The following is a 16,613-nucleotide window of genomic DNA, read 5'->3' as shown; positions in this document are numbered from 1 at the left end:
CATCCTCCTCGGTTGGGAGGACAGTAGTAACCCGGTGCGACCAGCGTCATTACATCTGAGGGGAAATTGAGCATAACGATCCGGCCGCAACCGGACACTACGTGTGAAGGGGACGCCCCACGCGCGTACCGGCTACATAACGGAACGTGCCCGTGACCCGAACCCTCTTGACGTGGTCCTTATCTATCGGCGTGGATGCCTTGGTGCCTGTAGCACGCGCGCGTACCGGCCGTCGGCGAGCGCGAACGGAACGACCGATGAACCGGAGGGGCCCGTATGAGACTGCTCCTCGTCGAGGACGACGATCATGTGGCCGCCGCCCTGTCCGCGGTCCTGGCCAGGCACGGCTTCGATGTCGTGCACGCCCGCAGTGGCGAAGAAGCACTGCAGGCCCTGCTGCCCGGCGCGACGACACCCTTCGGAGTCGTGCTCCTCGATCTGGGACTGCCGGATCAGGACGGCTACGAAGTGTGCGGAAAGATCCGCAAGCGCGGATCGACGCCCGTGATCATGGTGACGGCGCGTGCCGACGTGCGCTCGCGGATCCACGGCCTGAATCTCGGGGCCGATGACTACGTAGTGAAGCCGTACGACACGGGGGAGCTGATCGCGCGTATCCACGCGGTCATCCGGCGGCCCCCGTCGGGTGCCGCGGCCGGCCCCGCCGACAGCGAACTGCGCCTCGGCTCCGTATGCATCGAACTGCCCACCCGGCAGGTCAGTGTGAGCGGTTCGACGGTGCAGCTGACCCGTAAGGAGTTCGACCTGCTCGCACTCCTCGCGCAGCGGCCCGGCGTGGTGTTCCGCCGGGAGCAGATCATCAGCGAGGTGTGGCGCACCAGCTGGGAGGGAACGGGGCGCACGCTCGAGGTGCATGTCGCTTCCCTGCGCTCCAAGTTGCACATGCCGGCCCTGATCGAGACGGTACGGGGCGTGGGCTACCGGCTCGTCGCCCCGGCCGCGTAGCGAGTAGCGAGGTCAGGTGCGCTCTCGCCTCCTCCCGCTGCTCATCGTCCTCATGGCGGGTGTGCTGCTCGCGCTCGGCTTCCCGCTCGCGGTGAGCGTGGCGGCGGCGCAGCAGCAGAAGGTGGTCATCGACCGGATCGACGACACGGCCCGGTTCGCGGCACTCGCGCAGTTCGTCACGAAACGCCCCACGGGTTCACGCCTGCGGGACAAGGACGAACGACGAGAAACCCTCCAGACCGAACTCGACTACTACCACCAGGTCTACGGGATCAAGGCGGGCGTCTTCTTCCGGGACCGTGAGCCCATGGCTCTCGCCCCCGGGGACTGGTTCCTGCCCCCGCGGGGCGCCGAGGTGCGGGAGGCCTTCGAAGAGGCCCTCAGGTCCCGTGGAAGCCACGATCCGCGGCAGGTCTGGCCCTGGCGGCGCGGCCGGCTCGTCGTCGCGTCGCCGGTGATCAGGGACGGGGACGTCATCGCCGTCGTCGTCACCGACTCGCCCACGGGACGCATGCGTTCGAAGACGCTGCAGGGATGGCTGCTCATCGGCGCCGGCGAGTCGGCGGCGATGCTCCTCGCCGTCGGTGCCGCACTGCGCCTCACCGGCTGGGTGCTGCGCCCGGTGCGGGTCTTGGACGCGACCACGCACGACATCGCGACCGGGCGCCTGAAGTCGCGGGTCGCGGCCGCGGGCGGACCACCGGAACTGAGGCGCCTGGCCCGGTCGTTCAACGAGATGGCCGACAACGTCCAGGACGTCCTCGAGCAGCAGCGGGCCTTCGTCGCCGATGCCTCGCACCAACTGCGCAACCCGCTCTCCGCCCTGCTGCTCCGTATCGAGCTGCTCGCCCTCGAACTGCCCGAGGGGAACGAGGAGATCGCCTCCGTGCGCACCGAGGGCAAACGCCTCGCCCAGGTGCTCGACGACCTGCTGGGCCTCGCGCTCGCCGAGCACGCCGCGGCCGACCTGCGGCTCACCGACATCGGGGAGCTCGCGGCCGAACGCGTCGGAGCCTGGCGGCCGCTCGCCGAGGAGCACGGGGTACGGCTGACGGGACTCTGCCCGGCGACCACCGGCTGGGCCGACCCGGTCGCCCTGTCCAGTGCCCTGGACGCGGTGATCGACAACGCCCTCAAGTTCACGCCCGAGGGCGAGGAGGTGCGGGTGGAGGTCTCCTGGACCGGTGAGCTGACGACCGTAGTGATCACGGACGGCGGACCCGGCCTCACAGAGGACGAACTCGCCCGCATCGGAGACCGCTTCTGGCGCAGCAACCGCCATCAGAACGTAAAGGGATCGGGCCTCGGCCTGTCCATCTCGCGCGCCCTGCTCACCGCGGGCGGCGGTTCCATCACATACGAACAGAATGAGCCGCACGGGCTGCGGGTGACCGTCGGCGTGCCGCGCGGCGAACCCGGGCGCGCGGCCTGACGGCTACGGGCACGCCGCTTGATGGCTACGGCTTGACCGACTGGTAGTAGCGGCGCGCACCCTCGTGCAGGTCGAGCGGGTCCGTGTAGAGCGCGGTTCGCAGGTCCACCAACTGGGCCGCGTGCACCTCGCCACCGATGTGATCACGGCTGTCGATCACCGTGCGGGTCAGCCCCTCGGTCAGCTTCGGGTCCGCCCGGTCCGTGGTGACCAGGAGGTTCGCCACGGCCAGGGTCGGTACGGCGTCGTGCTGCTGGACGGCGGGATAGGCGTCGGCGGGCATCACCGCCGCCCGGTAGTAGCGGGAGGCCCCGCCCTGCTCGTGCAGCGCGTCCACGAGGTCGCCGAGCGGGACGAGACGGATGTCGAACTCCTCGGAGAGCTTGGCGACGGTGCTGGTCGGCAGTCCGCCCGACCAGAAGAAGGCGTCGATGTCGCCATTCTTGAGAAGATCGGGCGCCGTGTCGATACCGGCGTTCACCGACGTGAGGTCCTTTCCGGGATCGAGGTCGGCGGCCTTGAGCACGCGTTCCGCTATCAGCCGCACGCCCGAGCGCGGCTGCCCCACGGCCACCTTCTTGCCCCGCAGGTCCTTCGCCCTGTCGATGCCAGAAGTGCGCCGGACGACGAGCTGGACGTAGTCGTCATACAGCCGCGCACAGCCCCGCAGCCGCTCCGCGCCCGCCCGCCCCTCCAGGCGGTACTTCTCGACGGCGTCGGCGGCGGCGATGGTGAAATCGGCCTTCCCCGTGGCCACCCGCTCGACGTTCTGCTGCGATCCCTCGCTGTTGAGCAGCTCCACGTCCACCTTGGGCATGTCATGGGAGATCGCGGTCCGCAGGAGCTTGCCGTACCGCTCGTACACCGCGTTCTTCACGCCCGTGCTGAACGTCATCCGGCCCCCCGGAGAGTCGTCGCCCACCGGGACGAGCCACCACATCAGGAGCCCGAAGACCACAAGGGCGGCCGCCGCACCCTGGAGTGCGCGGCGCCTGCTGAGGCGGGGGAGTGCCGTGAACATGCGCGCGATCCTGCCAGGCCACTCGCAGTGATGGCCAGGGCCGAGCTCCCGGCGGGGACACTCCCGCGACCGCCTACCCTTGTCACATGAGCAGCGGCGACCGGGGACAGGCAGTGGGCGTTAAAGGAACGTACGAGGTACGCACTTACGGGTGCCAGATGAACGTCCACGATTCGGAGCGCCTCTCCGGGCTCCTGGAGGGCGCCGGCTACGAACGCGCGCCCGAGGGCTCGGACGGCGACGCCGACGTGGTCGTCTTCAACACGTGCGCCGTGCGGGAGAACGCCGACAACCGTCTGTACGGGAACCTCGGCCGCCTGGCGCCGATGAAGACCAAGCGGCCCGGCATGCAGATCGCCGTCGGCGGCTGCCTGGCCCAGAAGGACCGCGACACCATCGTCGAGAAGGCCCCCTGGGTCGACGTCGTCTTCGGCACCCACAACATCGGCAAGCTGCCGGTGCTCCTGGAGAGGGCCCGCGTCCAGGAAGAGGCGCAGGTCGAGATCGCCGAGTCCCTGGAGGCGTTCCCCTCGACGCTGCCCACGCGCCGCGAGAGCGCCTACGCGGCCTGGGTCTCCATCTCCGTGGGCTGCAACAACACCTGCACGTTCTGCATCGTGCCCGCCCTGCGCGGCAAGGAGAAGGACCGCAGGACCGGCGACATCCTCGCCGAGATCGAGGCGCTCGTCGCCGAGGGCGTCTCCGAGATCACCCTGCTCGGCCAGAACGTGAACGCGTACGGCTCGGACATCGGTGACCGCGAGGCCTTCAGCAAGCTCCTCCGGGCCTGCGGGAAGATCGAGGGCCTGGAGCGCGTGCGCTTCACGTCCCCGCACCCGCGCGACTTCACGGACGACGTGATCGCCGCCATGGCCGAGACGCCGAACGTCATGCCGCAGCTCCATATGCCGCTCCAGTCGGGTTCGGACCCGATCCTGAAGGCGATGCGCCGCTCGTACCGCCAGGACCGCTTCCTCGGCATCATCGAGAAGGTCCGCGCCGCGATGCCCGAGGCCGCGATCACCACCGACATCATCGTCGGCTTCCCCGGGGAGACCGAGGAGGACTTCGAGCAGACGATGCACGTGGTCCGCGAGGCCCGCTTCGCCAATGCCTTCACCTTCCAGTACTCCAAGCGCCCCGGTACGCCCGCGGCGACCATGGAGGGGCAGATCCCCAAGGAGGTCGTCCAGGCGCGCTACATGCGTCTGTCCGCCCTCCAGGAGGAGATCGCCTGGGACGAGAACAAGAAGCAGGTCGGCAGGACGCTCGACCTGATGGTGGCCGAGGGCGAGGGCCGCAAGGACGGCGCCACCCACCGCCTCTCCGGACGCGCCCCCGACAACCGTCTGGTCCACTTCACCAAGCCCGAGACCGAGGTCCGCCCTGGTGACGTGGTGACGGTGGAGATCACGTACGCGGCGCCGCACCACCTGCTCGCCGAGGGTGCCGTCCTGAACGTGCGCCCCACGCGCGCGGGTGACGCCTGGGAGAAGCGCAACGCCGAGGCGGCCGCCAAGCCCGCGGGCGTGATGCTCGGGCTGCCGAAGGTGGGCGCCCCCGAGCCGCTCCCGGTGGCCTCCGGAAGCGGCTGCGGCTGCGACTGACAGGTCGGGCGGACAACGGGCGCAGTGGAACGACGGGGGATGGGCCGATGGCGCGCTGGGCGCTGATGATGGAGAACCCGCCGGGGCCGGGGGCATGGCATCTGTTCGAGCTGATGGCCACGGTGGACGGCACACATGACGAAGCGGTGGAGCGGTTCGCGGAGTTCGTCCGCCTGTACCGCCCGAAGCACCCGCGCTATCCCGTACGGATGCGGCGCTACCGCACGGCCGACGGCTGGATGGTGATCGGCGACGGCTCGTCCGGGGGCTCCTTCCCGTACCGCTTCTCGATCTCAGAGCTGGAGTGGGACTCCGGCCCGATCTCTCACTAGCGCGCGTTACGCTGCGGATCATGCTTGTCGCCGCAGCCGTCTGCCCCTGCCCGCCCCTGCTCGTCCCCCAGGTCGCCGCGGGTGCTGCCCCCGAACTGGACGCCGCGCGCGCCGCGTGCACGGACGCCATCGGGGTGCTCGCCGCCGCACGGGTCGACCGGCTCATCGTGATCGGCCCCGCCGAGCAGAACGGCCGCGGACCGCATCCGCAGGGCGCGCGGGGGTCCTTCCGCGGCTTCGGCGTGGACCTGGACGTACGGCTGGGACGTTCCGGCGGCATGCCCCGTATGACAGGCGGTTCGGACGCGGCGGAGCGTGAGCTTCCGCCCTCGCTCGCCGTCGCCGCCTGGCTCCTCGACCGTACGGAGTGGTCGGCGGCACCGCTGGAAGGGCTCGGCGTGGGGGAACCTCTGGCGGCCGAGCGGTGTATCCAAGTCGGAGGGGAGATCGCTGCTCGGGCCGACCGCGTGGCTCTGCTGGTGATGGGCGACGCCAGCGCGTGCCGCACGCTGAAGGCGCCGGGGTATCTCGACGAGCGGGCGGCCGGGTTCGACGCGGAGGCCGCCCGTGCGCTGGGCGCTGCGGACGTCGATGCGCTCAAGACGCTGGACGAGGAGCTGGCGTACGAACTGAAGGCGGCGGGCCGGGCGCCGTGGCAGGTGCTCGCGGGTGCGGCCGAGGGAGCGGGCCTGAGCGGCGAGCTGCTCTACGAGGACGCTCCGTACGGCGTGGGGTACCTGGTCGCGGCCTGGTCGTAGCCCCACCGAGGGGCCGGCGCCGCTCGTGGCCGACGGCGGTCGACGCACGGCGACGGCCGCGGAGCTGGTGGCGCTCCACGGCCGTCCGCCGAAGTCGTTCAGCCGGTGACGGTGGCCCGGCCGACGTACTCAGCCGGCGCTCCGGCGCCGTGTGACGGCCGGTGTGCCGACGAGTGATGCAGCCGGTGGTTCAGGGAGCCGGAGGAGGCGTCGGAGGGGTCGTGCCGCCACTGGGGCCGCCACCCGTGCCCTTGCCCTCGTCGGGCGTCCCGGCGAGGCGGTCCATGGCTTCTTTCGCCTTGCCCGTCCCCGTCTGGATCTTGTCGCTGTACTTGCCCTTGGTCTTGTCGTCGACCACCTTCGCGGCCTTTTCGAGACCTTGGTCGATCTTGTCCCCGTGCTGCTGCGCGAGGCCCGCGACCTTGTCCTTCGCCGGGGCGAGCTTGTCCTTCAGGTTCTGCAGGAAGCCCATCGGTTACCTTCCCTCGCTGGGAGAGTCACTTGCGGGCGCCTTCGTCGGCCTCGTCGTTGTCGGCGGCCTTCTCCGCGGACTGCTGCTTGGGGATGTCCACGTTCTCCGCGGCAGCCGCTTCGGTGTCGTCCGACGTGTCCTCGGGTTTGGCCTCGGACTTGTCCTTGGACTCCGTCTCGGTCTCAGACGCGGCCTCGGTACCGGCCTTCGCCTCGGCCTTCTTCTCGGACTTCTCCTCGGCCTCGGTCGCGGCCTTGGGCCCGTCCTCGACGGTGGCTTCGGCCTTGGTCTCTTCCTTGCCGGTCCCGGACTCGGAGGACTCCTCGGCCGCTTCCGGCTCGGCTGTCAGGGTGCCGGCGGCAGCCTCGGCCGTTGACGCCTCTTCCGCGTCCTTGGACTTCCTGCGAAACCGTGCAAAAACGCCCATATCTACTCCATACGGTACTCGTGTGGGCGAAATCCCGCGCCGCCCGGTGCGCCCTGTTGCGCCGCCCGGGTCGCCGATCCTCGAAACCGGCGGCCGGAACCTCGCAACAGGCAACGACCCCGGACGTGTGGCGTCACGTAGCTCGTTCGGGAAGTCGTCGCGGGATTTGCGAGACTGGGGCGGTGAGTAGAGCAGCTCCCGCACCGCGGGTCATCGCCGTCGTCGGGCCCACCGCGGCAGGAAAGTCCGATCTAGGCGTTTTTCTGGCCCAACGCCTCGGCGGTGAAGTCGTCAACGCCGACTCCATGCAGCTCTACACAGGGATGGACATCGGCACCGCCAAGCTGACGCTCGAAGAGCGCGACGGCGTGCCGCACCACCTCCTCGACATCTGGGATGTCACGGAAGCGGCGAGCGTCGCCGAGTACCAGAAGCTGGCGCGGGCCGAGATCGACCGCCTCCTTGCCGACGGACGCTGGCCGATCCTGGTCGGCGGCTCAGGGCTCTACGTCAGGGGCGCCGTCGACCACCTGGAGTTCCCCGGCACGGACCCCGCGATCCGGGCCCGCCTGGAGGAAGAGCTCGCGCTCCACGGCTCCGGCGCGCTCCATGCCCGCCTCGCCGCCGCCGACCCCGGAGCGGGCCAGGCCATCCTCCCCAGCAACGGCCGCCGGATCGTCCGCGCCCTTGAGGTCATCGAGATCACCGGCAAGCCCTTCACCGCCAACCTCCCCGGCCACGACTCCGTCTACGACACCGTCCAGATCGGCGTCGACGTCGGCCGCCCCGAGCTCGACGAACGCATCGCCACGCGCGTGGACCGCATGTGGGACGCGGGCCTCGTCGACGAGGTGCGCGCACTGGAGGCCGTGGGCCTGCGCGAGGGGCGTACGGCGTCACGCGCGCTCGGCTACCAGCAGGTGCTCGCGGCGCTCGCGGGGGAGTGCACCGACGACGAGGCGCGCACGGAGACGGTGCGCGCGACCAAGCGTTTCGCACGCCGTCAGGACTCGTGGTTCCGCCGCGATCCCCGGGTGCACTGGCTCAGTGGCGCCATCGCCGATCGAGGGGAACTCCCAGGACAAGCAATGGCGTTGGTCGAACGAGCGGTCACAGCCTGATCACGTGATGGCATCGGGACGCTCCGGCGGTCATCCCGGCCCCTGGCGCCGTGCCATCATCGACCATCGATCGACCAGTGGAGTCCGAAGTGGGAGGGCGGATGGCGATGGAGGCCGGCCCTCGAGACACCGCGCATGACGGCGGCGAGCTGACCCCGGACGGACCTGACGTGGTGCCGGACGGCGTGACCGACGACGGTCCCGTCGCGGACGCCATGGTCGCGGCGGAGGTCGAGGTCGAACTACGCCCGCAGCGCCGTCTGCGCATCTGGCAGCTCGCACCGATCGTCATCCTCGCCGCCGCCGGATCGCTGATGTTCGCCTTCCCGCTGGCCTTCGAGTTCGGGGACGGCGGCGCCGTCGTCGCCATGCTCGGACTCCTGATCAGCAGCTGCGCCGCGGGCTGGGGCATGATGGCCGCCCGCCGCGTGGGGCACACCTGGCCGGGGCTCCCGGAGCGCGGTTCCGGACGCCGCCCGGACTGGCGGATCGTCTCCGCGTACGCCCTGGTGTTCCTCGCCGTCGCCGTCCTCGCCGTGTGGCGGGTGGCGCGCCTTCGCTGACGGCGTCGTACGAGGTCAGGGCCCTGGTGGGCACCTTGACGACGGACTGTCGTCGGCACCCCGTACGATCGAGGAATGAGCACGCGGATCGCCTTCCTCAAGGGGCACGGGACCGAGAACGACTTCGTGATCATCCCTGACCCCGAGAACGCCATCGAGCTGCCCCCGGCCGCTGTCGCCGCCCTGTGCGACCGCCGTGCGGGCATCGGGGGCGACGGTCTGCTGCACGTCGTGCGTTCCGCGGCCCACCCCGAGGTGCGCCACTTGGCCGCCGAGGCCGAATGGTTCATGGACTACCGCAACGGCGACGGCTCGATCGCGGAGATGTGCGGCAACGGCGTGCGCGTCTTCGCCCGCTATCTGCAGCGCGCCGGACTGGTGGGTGAGGGCGATCTGGCCGTCGCCACCCGGGGCGGCGTGAAGACTGTGCACATCGCCAAGGCGGCGGCCGGCGGGGATGTCACCGTCGGCATGGGCAAGGCGTCCTTCCCCGAAGGGGACGTCAGCGTCTCCGTGGCCGATCACCAGTGGCCGGCGCGCAACGTGAACATGGGCAACCCGCACGCGGTCGCCTTCGTGGACGACCTGAGCCACGCGGGCAACCTGTACGACCCGCCGCCATTCAGCCCCGCCTCGGCCTACCCGGACGGTGTGAACGTCGAGTTCGTCGTCGACCGTGGCCCTCGTCACGTCGCCATGCGGGTGCACGAGCGCGGCGCGGGCGAGACCCGCTCGTGCGGCACGGGAGCGTGCGCCGTGGCCGTCGCGGCGGCGCGCAGGGACGGGGCGGACCCCGCGGCGACCGGTTCGCCGGTCACGTACACCGTCGATCTGCCTGGTGGGAGCCTGGTGATCACCGAGCGGCCCGACGGCGAGATCGAGATGACGGGCCCCGCGGTGATCGTCGTCGAAGGCGAGATCGACGCGAAATGGTTCGAAACTGTAAACCCGTGAACTGTCGCTCGAATGGGTGATCCGTTTCACGCTCGGCGAGAGGCGGTCAGCGGCGCGTGGTGGGCTCGGTAGCATCAAGCACCGGCCCGGACGGAGCACGCCGTCGTCCGCTCACCGCCGGTCGGAGCAGCCGGAGGTGCCCATGAGTGCGGAGGCCACAAACCCCGCGATGTCTGGCCCCGCGACGCCCGCAGCGCAGCGCAGGCGCGGTCGTCCACGGCTTGACCTGCGCAGGCTCGGCCGGGCGGCCCTGATGGGGCCCGCCACCCGGGACCGCTTGCCGGATGCGATCGGCCATGTGGCGGAAGCCCATCGCGCCCACTACCCGGACGCGGATCTGGAGCCCTTGCGGCGCGCGTGGGTCCTGGCGGAGTCCTCCCACCGCGGCCAGATGCGCAAGAGCGGTGAGCCGTACATCACACATCCGCTCGCGGTGACCCTGATCCTGGCCCAACTGGGCGCCGAGACCACGACCTTGACCGCGTCGCTGCTCCACGACACCGTCGAGGACACGGACGTGACACTCGATCAGGTGCGCACGGAGTTCGGCGACGACGTCTGCTATCTGGTCGACGGCGTCACGAAGCTGGAAAAGGTCGACTACGGAGCGGCCGCCGAGCCCGAGACCTTCCGCAAGATGCTCGTGGCCACCGGCAACGACGTACGCGTCATGTCGATCAAACTCGCCGACCGCCTGCACAACATGCGCACGCTCGGTGTCATGCGCCCCGAGAAACAGGCACGGATCGCCAAGGTGACGCGGGACGTGCTCATTCCGCTCGCCGAACGCCTCGGCGTGCAGGCGCTCAAGACCGAGCTCGAGGACCTCGTCTTCGCGATCCTCCTCCCGGAGGAGTACTCCCGGGTCCAGGAGCTGATCGAGGCCAACGCCGCGCACGGGGGAGACCCGCTGGAAGGGACGGCGGACGACGTCCGCGCGGTGCTGCGCGAGGCGGGCATCGCCGCCGAAGTCCTCATCAGGCCGCGGCACTACTTCTCGGTCCACCGGGTGCACCGCAAACGCGGCGAGATGCGCGCGGCCGACTTCGGACGCCTCCTGGTCCTGGTGAACGAGGACGCGGACTGTTACGGCGTCCTCGGTGAGCTGCACACCTGCTTCACGCCGGTGGTCTCGGAGTTCAAGGACTTCATCGCCGTACCGAAGTTCAACCTCTACCAATCGCTGCACACGGCCGTGGCCCGCCCGGACGGAGAGGTCGCCGAAGTCCTCATCCGTACGCATCAGATGCACAAGGTGGCCGAGGCCGGCGTCGTCGCCCTGCGCAATCCGTACGCTCCTCCTTCGGAGGAGCAGTCCGACGCCGGAAGCAACGCCCCCTCCGACGACGCCGTCGAGGGTGAGCGCGCCGACCCGACCCGGCCCGGCTGGCTCTCCCGCCTCCTCGACTGGCAGGAAGCGGCCCCCGACCCGGACACGTTCTGGTCCACGCTCCGCGAAGACCTCGCCCAGGACCGCGAGATCGCCGTCTTCCGCCCCGACGGCGGCACCCTGGGACTGCCCGCGGGCGCGAGCTGCGTCGACGCCGCCTACGCCCAGTACGGCGAGGACGCCCACGCCTGCATCGGAGCACGTGTCAACGGACGCCTGGCGACGCTGAGCACGGTCCTGCGGGACGGTGACACGGTCCAGTTGCTCATGGGACAGGACGCGGCGTCCGGACCATCGCGCGAGTGGCTCGACCACGCGCGCACGCCCGCCGCGAGGATCGCCATCCGGCGCTGGCTCACGACCCACCCCACGCCCGCGTCGGCGCCCGCGGCGTCACCCCCGGAGAAGACAGCCCCCGCGCCCCCGCCGCAGGCCTCGGACTTCCCGCGCCCCGCCGCGGCGAACGCCGTGGTGGACAGGGAAGGCGCGAGCGTACGGCTCGCGGGCTGCTGTACGCCCGTCCCGCCCGACGAGGTGACCGCCTTCGCCGTCCGCGGCGGCGTCGTCACCGTGCACCGCGTCGAGTGTCCCGCCGTCGCGCGCATGAAGGAGGTGGGGCGTGCCGAGGTCGGCGTGCGCTGGGGAGACAGCGCGGAGTGCCGGGTGACACTGATCGCCGAATCGTTCGGGCGTGCGCATCTGCTGGCGGACCTCACCGAAGCCATCGCCCTGGAGGGCGTCGAGGTCATGTCGGCGACCGTCGAGCCGCCGAGCCAGCAGCGCGTGCGTCACACGTACACGCTGCAACTGCCGGACGCGGCGCACCTTCCGGGGCTGATGCGCGCCATGCGGGCGGTGCCCGGGGTGTACGACGTCAGCCGTGCCCAGCACCCCACGGCGGCGACTTCGTAGGCGTCGGCCACGGGGTGTCGGCGTCGCCCCGGCCGCCTACTGGCAACTCGTTCGAGTGGCACGTCGCGCGCCGACACCGGTCCGGAAGGTTCGCGCTGATAGCGGTAGTTCATGCTGCTCACCCCCCGGGTCAAGGCCTCACGGCCGAGGACTCTCCGCATCGCGACCGCGCTCCTGGCCGCGGCCACCTCCGCCACCCTCCTCGCCGCGGGCGCGCCGTCACCGGCCAAGCCGCTCGGCATCGGCGACCGGCTCTTCCCGCACCTGGGCAATCCCGGGTACGACGTCATGTCGTACGACATCGCCTTCACGTACGGCGGTGACAACAAGAAGCCGCTCGATGCAGTGACGGTGATCGACGCCCGTGCGAGCGCCCCGCTGGAGCGGGTCAACCTCGACTTCGCCCACGGCAAGGTCCGCTCCGTCGACGTCAACGGCGAACCAGCCCGCTTCGAGACCACCGGTGAGGATCTGGTCGTCACGCCGGCGCAGCCGCTGAGCCAGGGCGAGCAGATGCGGATCACCGTCCGGCACACCAGCGATCCCGCTCCCACGAAGGACCAGGACGGTGGCTGGGTGCCGACCGCCGACGGGCTCGCCATGGCCAATCAGGCAGACGCCGGGCACCGTGTGTTCCCGTGCAACGACCACCCCGCCGACAAGGCACAGTTCACGTTCCGCGTGACCACCCCGAAGGCGCTCACCGCCGTCGCCAACGGACTGCCGGTCGCCACGGCGCATATGGGGTCCACCACCACGCGGGTCTTCCGCACCCGCCACCCCATGGCCACGGAACTGGCGCAGGTGTCCATCGGCCGCTCCACCGTGGTGCACCGCTCCGGGCCGCACGGCCTCCCCGTACGCGATGTGGTGCCCACCAAGGACCGCAAGGTGATGGAGCGCTGGCTGAAGAAGACGCCTGACCAGATCAGCTGGATGGAGGGGAAGGTCGGCCGCTACCCCTTCGAGGCGTACGGCGTGCTGATGGCTCAGGCACAGACCGGCTTCGAACTAGAGACGCAGACCCTGTCCCTCTTCGAGCGCGACCTGTTCAAGCGGCCCGAGTTCCCTGAGTGGTATGTGGACTCGATCATGGTGCACGAGCTGGCGCACCAGTGGTTCGGCGACAGCGTGAGCCCGAGGTCCTGGTCCGATCTCTGGCTCAACGAAGGGCACGCCACCTGGTACGAGGCCCTCTTCGCCGAGGAGAAGTCGAAGAAGCCCCTGCGGAAGCGGATGCGTGAGGCCTATCGGCAGTCGGACGGCTGGCGTGCCGCGGGCGGACCGCCGGCCGCGCCGAAGGGACCCGCGCCGGGCCAGAAGATCAGCATCTTCCGCCCGGTGGTGTACGACGGCAGCGCGCTGGTGCTCTACGCGCTGCGGCAGGAGATCGGGCAGGACGACTTCGACCGCCTGGAGCGCGACTTCGTGCGCACCTACCGGGACGGCAACGCGACGACCGCGGACTTCGTGCGGCTCGCCTCGACGATCTCGGGCCGCGACCTGAGCGGCTTCTTCGACGCCTGGCTGTACGGCGCGAAGACGCCGCCGATGCCGGGCCATCCGGACTGGCGTAAGGCAGCCGCAGCCGGGAAATAATCTGCGTGACGAGACGGGCCGTTCCGTGCAACCATCTTCAGGTCGGCGTCGCTGCGGGCCCGGGAAAACCCTTCGGGGTGATCTCAGGGCCGGCACCGGCCGGCCCGGGGAATCCTGGGGCGGCCCCGAGCGTTGTCGCCTATGAAGAATCCCATCGACGTAAGGATCCAATGACCTCCTCTTCTTCCCCTTCCCAGGACGCGCAGAGCCTCGCGCAGAACTACCCCGAAGGTCTTCGGGCCGATGCCCTGATGGAAGAGGACGTCGCCTGGAGCCACGAGATCGACGGAGAGCGGGACGGCGAACAGTTCGACCGCTCCGAGCGCGCGGCCCTGCGCCGTGTCGCCGGCCTCTCCACCGAGCTCGAGGACGTCACCGAAGTCGAGTACCGACAGCTCCGTCTGGAGCGAGTGGTCCTCGTAGGCGTGTGGACCTCGGGCACGGTGCAGGACGCGGAGAACTCCGTCGCCGAGCTGGCCGCCCTGGCCGAGACGGCAGGCGCGCTCGTGCTCGACGGCGTCATCCAGCGCCGCGACAAGCCCGACCCGGCGACGTACATCGGATCCGGTAAGGCGCAGGAGCTGCGTGACATCGTCCTCGAGACCGGGGCCGACACCGTCGTCTGTGACGGTGAGCTGAGCCCTGGCCAGCTGATTCACCTCGAAGACGTCGTCAAGGTCAAGGTGGTCGACAGGACCGCCCTGATCCTCGACATCTTCGCCCAGCACGCCAAGTCCCGAGAGGGCAAGGCGCAGGTCGCCCTTGCCCAGATGCAGTACATGCTCCCGCGCCTTCGCGGCTGGGGTCAGTCGCTCTCCCGTCAGATGGGCGGCGGCGGTTCCAGCGGTGGCGGCGGAATGGCGACACGTGGTCCCGGTGAGACCAAGATCGAGACGGACCGCCGTCGGATCCGCGAGAAGATGGCGAAGATGCGCCGGGAGATCGCGGAGATGAAGACGGGCCGCGACATCAAGCGCCAGGAGCGCAAGCGCAACAAGGTGCCTTCGGTCGCGATCGCCGGTTACACGAACGCGGGCAAGTCCTCCCTGCTCAACCGCCTCACGGGCGCGGGCGTCCTGGTGGAGAACTCGCTGTTCGCCACCCTCGACCCGACCGTGCGCCGGGCCGAGACGCCGAGCGGCCGGACCTACACCCTGGCCGACACCGTCGGGTTCGTGCGGCACCTGCCGCACCACCTCGTCGAGGCGTTCCGTTCCACGATGGAGGAGGTCGGCGAGTCCGACCTGATCCTGCACGTGGTGGACGGCTCGCACCCGGTGCCGGAGGAGCAGCTCGCCGCCGTGCGCGAGGTGATCCGTGATGTGGGCGCGACCGACGTGCCCGAGATCGTGATCGTCAACAAGGCGGACGCGGCCGATCCACTGGTCCTCCAGCGGCTGCTGCGCAACGAGAAGCACGCGATCGCGGTCTCCGCGCGCACGGGTGCCGGTATCGACGAGCTGCTCGCGCTCATCGACACCGAACTCCCGCGGCCCGAGGTCGAGATCGAGGCCCTCGTGCCGTACACGCAGGGTCAGCTCATCTCCCGGGCGCACGGCGAGGGTGAGGTGCTCTCCGAGGAGCACACCGCCGAGGGCACGCTGCTCAAGGCGAAGGTGCACGCGGAACTGGCGGCGGATCTCACGCCGTACGTTCCCGTCGCAGGCTGACAGCAGGCTCGGACAGGCGTGGTTCACGCGGTCCATATGACGAAGGCCCGCCCCCTCTCGTAGGGGGCGGGCCTTCGTCATGTCATGTGCGAGGTGCGGCGGTCGCCCGCCGTACGGCTATTGGGAGCCGTACTTCTTGCTCATCATGTCGTAGACCTGCTCGGCGCCCTTGCCCAGCTGCGGTCCGGCCAGCCAGGTGTTCTCGGCCGGGCCGATCGAGGTGTTCGAGACCAGCCGGGTCTTGTCGCCCACCATGCGGAACCAGCCGCCGCCGGACGAACCGCCGGTCATGGTGCAGCCGATGCGGTACATCGTCGGCTGGGCGGAGGTCAGCGAGAGGCGGCCCGGCTTGTCGATGCACTTGTGCATGATCTGGCCGTCGTACGGCGGGGCGGCGGGGTAGCCCCAGGCGCCCATCGAGCTCACGCTCTGCGCCGACGGCGTCGAGAAGTCCACGTCCAGCGCGTTGCCGACCGTCTCCTCGAGCGACTTGGCGCCCTGCTTCGGCTTCACGTGCATGACGGCGTAGTCGTACGGTGCACCGGCACCGCCCGAAGCGGCGCCCTGGTCGATCCACTCGGCGGAGGTCGAGACCCAGTCGGCCCAGTACTGGCCGTAGGGGGAGACCTCCTGCGGGGCGGCGTTGCTCAGCTCCGCCTCGGACTTGCCGAGGTCGTTGTACGCCGGCACGAAGGTGATGTTGCGGTACCAGCCACCGGCGGCACCGGCGTGCACGCAGTGGCCCGCGGTCCACACGAGGTTGGACTTGCCCGGGTTGCGCGGGTCCGTCACGACCGTGCCGGAGCAGACCATCGAGCCCTCGGGGGAGTCGAAGAAGATCTTCCCGACCGGGGCGGCGTTCTCGTGGTACGGCGTCTTCTCGCGCTTGGCCTGGACCGGCGACGGCTCGGGGTCGGTCGCGCCCTGGTCGGCCGGGGCGTCCTTCGCGGCGATCGTCTTGTTCGGGTCCTTGGCCTTCTTCATCCGCTCGGGCTTCCAGAGGCCCTCGATGACCGGGTTGACGAAGTCCTTGGACTCGCGGAGCCAGTCGTCCTTGTCCCAGTTCTTCCAGGCCCCGTCCTTCCACTTGTCGGGATCGATGCCGTGGTCCTTCAGCTTGTCGGCGATGTCGCCGGGCAGCTTGGCATCGGAACCGGTGTCGGAACTGGTGTCGGACCCCTTGTCGGCGCCCTGCGCGGTGCCGGAATCAGCCTTGTCGCTTGCCTTGTCGTCGCTGGGGCCGCAGGCCGTGGCGGTGAGTGCCAGAGTTGCGGCGAGCCCGGTGGCGGCGAGTGCGAGACGGTGCCCGCGACTGCGCGCGAAGGGCGCACGAGTGGAACGCATGGTGCTGTAACCCCCGAATTGAACGTGTAATTGCTGCAATTGCCA

Annotated in this window: 15 protein-coding genes; 11 read left to right on the top strand and 4 right to left on the bottom strand. The window is 70.1% G+C overall.

Annotated features, from left to right (window positions below):
• Positions 1-276: 276 nt before the first annotated feature.
• Complete coding sequence (locus tag OG302_RS12240; RefSeq protein ID WP_371526831.1) at positions 277-966, top strand: response regulator transcription factor; 690 nt, start codon at positions 277-279, stop codon at positions 964-966.
• A 16-nt stretch (positions 967-982) separates the two neighbouring features.
• Positions 983-2,398 (top strand): ATP-binding protein, encoded by a 1,416-nt coding sequence (locus OG302_RS12235; protein ID WP_371526830.1) that lies wholly within the window; start codon positions 983-985, stop codon positions 2,396-2,398.
• Between the two features lie 25 nt (positions 2,399-2,423).
• On the opposite strand, the gene OG302_RS12230 is transcribed toward OG302_RS12235, so the two are convergent.
• Entirely contained in the window at positions 2,424-3,419 is a 996-nt protein-coding gene (locus tag OG302_RS12230) for a TAXI family TRAP transporter solute-binding subunit (protein ID WP_371526829.1), read from the bottom strand.
• An 86-nt stretch (positions 3,420-3,505) separates the two neighbouring features.
• Between OG302_RS12230 and miaB the strand changes: the two genes are divergently transcribed.
• From miaB to OG302_RS12215, 3 genes are read left to right on the top strand one after another with little or no spacing between them, the layout of a single operon-like run.
• A complete protein-coding gene (gene miaB / locus OG302_RS12225; RefSeq protein WP_371526828.1) occupies positions 3,506-5,026 on the top strand; it encodes a tRNA (N6-isopentenyl adenosine(37)-C2)-methylthiotransferase MiaB in 1,521 nt (506 codons plus the stop codon).
• Positions 5,027-5,073: 47 nt separating this feature from the next.
• Positions 5,074-5,358, top strand: a complete 285-nt coding sequence (locus OG302_RS12220; RefSeq protein WP_371526827.1) for a hypothetical protein — start codon at positions 5,074-5,076, stop codon at positions 5,356-5,358.
• A gap of 20 nt (positions 5,359-5,378) precedes the next feature.
• Entirely contained in the window at positions 5,379-6,116 is a 738-nt protein-coding gene (locus tag OG302_RS12215; RefSeq protein ID WP_371526826.1) for a class III extradiol dioxygenase subunit B-like domain-containing protein, read from the top strand.
• Between the two features lie 190 nt (positions 6,117-6,306).
• On the opposite strand, the gene OG302_RS12210 is transcribed toward OG302_RS12215, so the two are convergent.
• On the bottom strand, positions 6,307-6,588 hold the full coding sequence (locus OG302_RS12210) for an antitoxin (RefSeq protein ID WP_371526825.1): 282 nt from the start codon (positions 6,586-6,588) through the stop codon (positions 6,307-6,309).
• A gap of 25 nt (positions 6,589-6,613) precedes the next feature.
• On the bottom strand, positions 6,614-7,015 hold the full coding sequence (locus tag OG302_RS12205; RefSeq protein ID WP_371526824.1) for a hypothetical protein: 402 nt from the start codon (positions 7,013-7,015) through the stop codon (positions 6,614-6,616).
• Between the two features lie 182 nt (positions 7,016-7,197).
• Between OG302_RS12205 and miaA the strand changes: the two genes are divergently transcribed.
• The 6 genes from miaA to hflX all read left to right on the top strand — a co-directional run bounded on the left by miaA (position 7,198) and on the right by hflX (position 15,224).
• Positions 7,198-8,136, top strand: coding sequence for a tRNA (adenosine(37)-N6)-dimethylallyltransferase MiaA (gene miaA / locus OG302_RS12200; RefSeq protein ID WP_371526823.1), 939 nt, complete (start codon positions 7,198-7,200; stop codon positions 8,134-8,136).
• A gap of 101 nt (positions 8,137-8,237) precedes the next feature.
• Complete coding sequence (locus tag OG302_RS12195; protein WP_371526822.1) at positions 8,238-8,699, top strand: hypothetical protein; 462 nt, start codon at positions 8,238-8,240, stop codon at positions 8,697-8,699.
• 75 nt (positions 8,700-8,774) lie between these two features.
• Positions 8,775-9,653, top strand: coding sequence for a diaminopimelate epimerase (dapF, locus tag OG302_RS12190; RefSeq protein ID WP_371526821.1), 879 nt, complete (start codon positions 8,775-8,777; stop codon positions 9,651-9,653).
• A 142-nt stretch (positions 9,654-9,795) separates the two neighbouring features.
• Positions 9,796-11,955, top strand: a complete 2,160-nt coding sequence (locus OG302_RS12185; protein WP_371526820.1) for a bifunctional (p)ppGpp synthetase/guanosine-3',5'-bis(diphosphate) 3'-pyrophosphohydrolase — start codon at positions 9,796-9,798, stop codon at positions 11,953-11,955.
• A 111-nt stretch (positions 11,956-12,066) separates the two neighbouring features.
• Positions 12,067-13,554 (top strand): M1 family metallopeptidase, encoded by a 1,488-nt coding sequence (locus tag OG302_RS12180; RefSeq protein ID WP_371526819.1) that lies wholly within the window; start codon positions 12,067-12,069, stop codon positions 13,552-13,554.
• A gap of 170 nt (positions 13,555-13,724) precedes the next feature.
• A complete protein-coding gene (gene hflX, locus OG302_RS12175; RefSeq protein WP_371526818.1) occupies positions 13,725-15,224 on the top strand; it encodes a GTPase HflX in 1,500 nt (499 codons plus the stop codon).
• 117 nt (positions 15,225-15,341) lie between these two features.
• Here hflX and OG302_RS12170 read toward each other — a convergent pair whose 3' ends face one another.
• Positions 15,342-16,568, bottom strand: a complete 1,227-nt coding sequence (locus tag OG302_RS12170) for a serine protease (RefSeq protein ID WP_371526817.1) — start codon at positions 16,566-16,568, stop codon at positions 15,342-15,344.
• Between the last annotated feature and the right edge of the window lie 45 nt (positions 16,569-16,613).

Origin of the sequence: Streptomyces sp. NBC_01283 (assembly GCF_041435335.1) — a bacterium.
Classification (GTDB): Bacteria; Actinomycetota; Actinomycetes; order Streptomycetales; family Streptomycetaceae; genus Streptomyces.
The sequence above is the reverse complement of the archived record's forward strand: the minus strand, read 5'-3'. Positions and strand labels throughout refer to the sequence as shown.

Excerpts from the sequence above, each read along its gene's own strand:
- OG302_RS12240 (WP_371526831.1), top strand. The coding sequence starts at position 277 with ATGAGACTGCTCCTCGTCGAGGACGACGATCATGTGGCCGCCGCCCTG.
- OG302_RS12220 (WP_371526827.1), top strand. The coding sequence starts at position 5,074 with ATGGCGCGCTGGGCGCTGATGATGGAGAACCCGCCGGGGCCGGGGGCA.
- miaB (WP_371526828.1), top strand. The coding sequence starts at position 3,506 with ATGAGCAGCGGCGACCGGGGACAGGCAGTGGGCGTTAAAGGAACGTAC.
- OG302_RS12180 (WP_371526819.1), top strand. The coding sequence starts at position 12,067 with ATGCTGCTCACCCCCCGGGTCAAGGCCTCACGGCCGAGGACTCTCCGC.
- OG302_RS12185 (WP_371526820.1), top strand. The coding sequence starts at position 9,796 with ATGAGTGCGGAGGCCACAAACCCCGCGATGTCTGGCCCCGCGACGCCC.
- OG302_RS12170 (WP_371526817.1), bottom strand. The coding sequence starts at position 16,568 with ATGCGTTCCACTCGTGCGCCCTTCGCGCGCAGTCGCGGGCACCGTCTC.
- OG302_RS12195 (WP_371526822.1), top strand. The coding sequence starts at position 8,238 with ATGGCGATGGAGGCCGGCCCTCGAGACACCGCGCATGACGGCGGCGAG.
- OG302_RS12215 (WP_371526826.1), top strand. The coding sequence starts at position 5,379 with ATGCTTGTCGCCGCAGCCGTCTGCCCCTGCCCGCCCCTGCTCGTCCCC.
- OG302_RS12210 (WP_371526825.1), bottom strand. The coding sequence starts at position 6,588 with ATGGGCTTCCTGCAGAACCTGAAGGACAAGCTCGCCCCGGCGAAGGAC.
- OG302_RS12205 (WP_371526824.1), bottom strand. The coding sequence starts at position 7,015 with ATGGGCGTTTTTGCACGGTTTCGCAGGAAGTCCAAGGACGCGGAAGAG.
- dapF (WP_371526821.1), top strand. The coding sequence starts at position 8,775 with ATGAGCACGCGGATCGCCTTCCTCAAGGGGCACGGGACCGAGAACGAC.
- hflX (WP_371526818.1), top strand. The coding sequence starts at position 13,725 with ATGACCTCCTCTTCTTCCCCTTCCCAGGACGCGCAGAGCCTCGCGCAG.
- OG302_RS12230 (WP_371526829.1), bottom strand. The coding sequence starts at position 3,419 with ATGTTCACGGCACTCCCCCGCCTCAGCAGGCGCCGCGCACTCCAGGGT.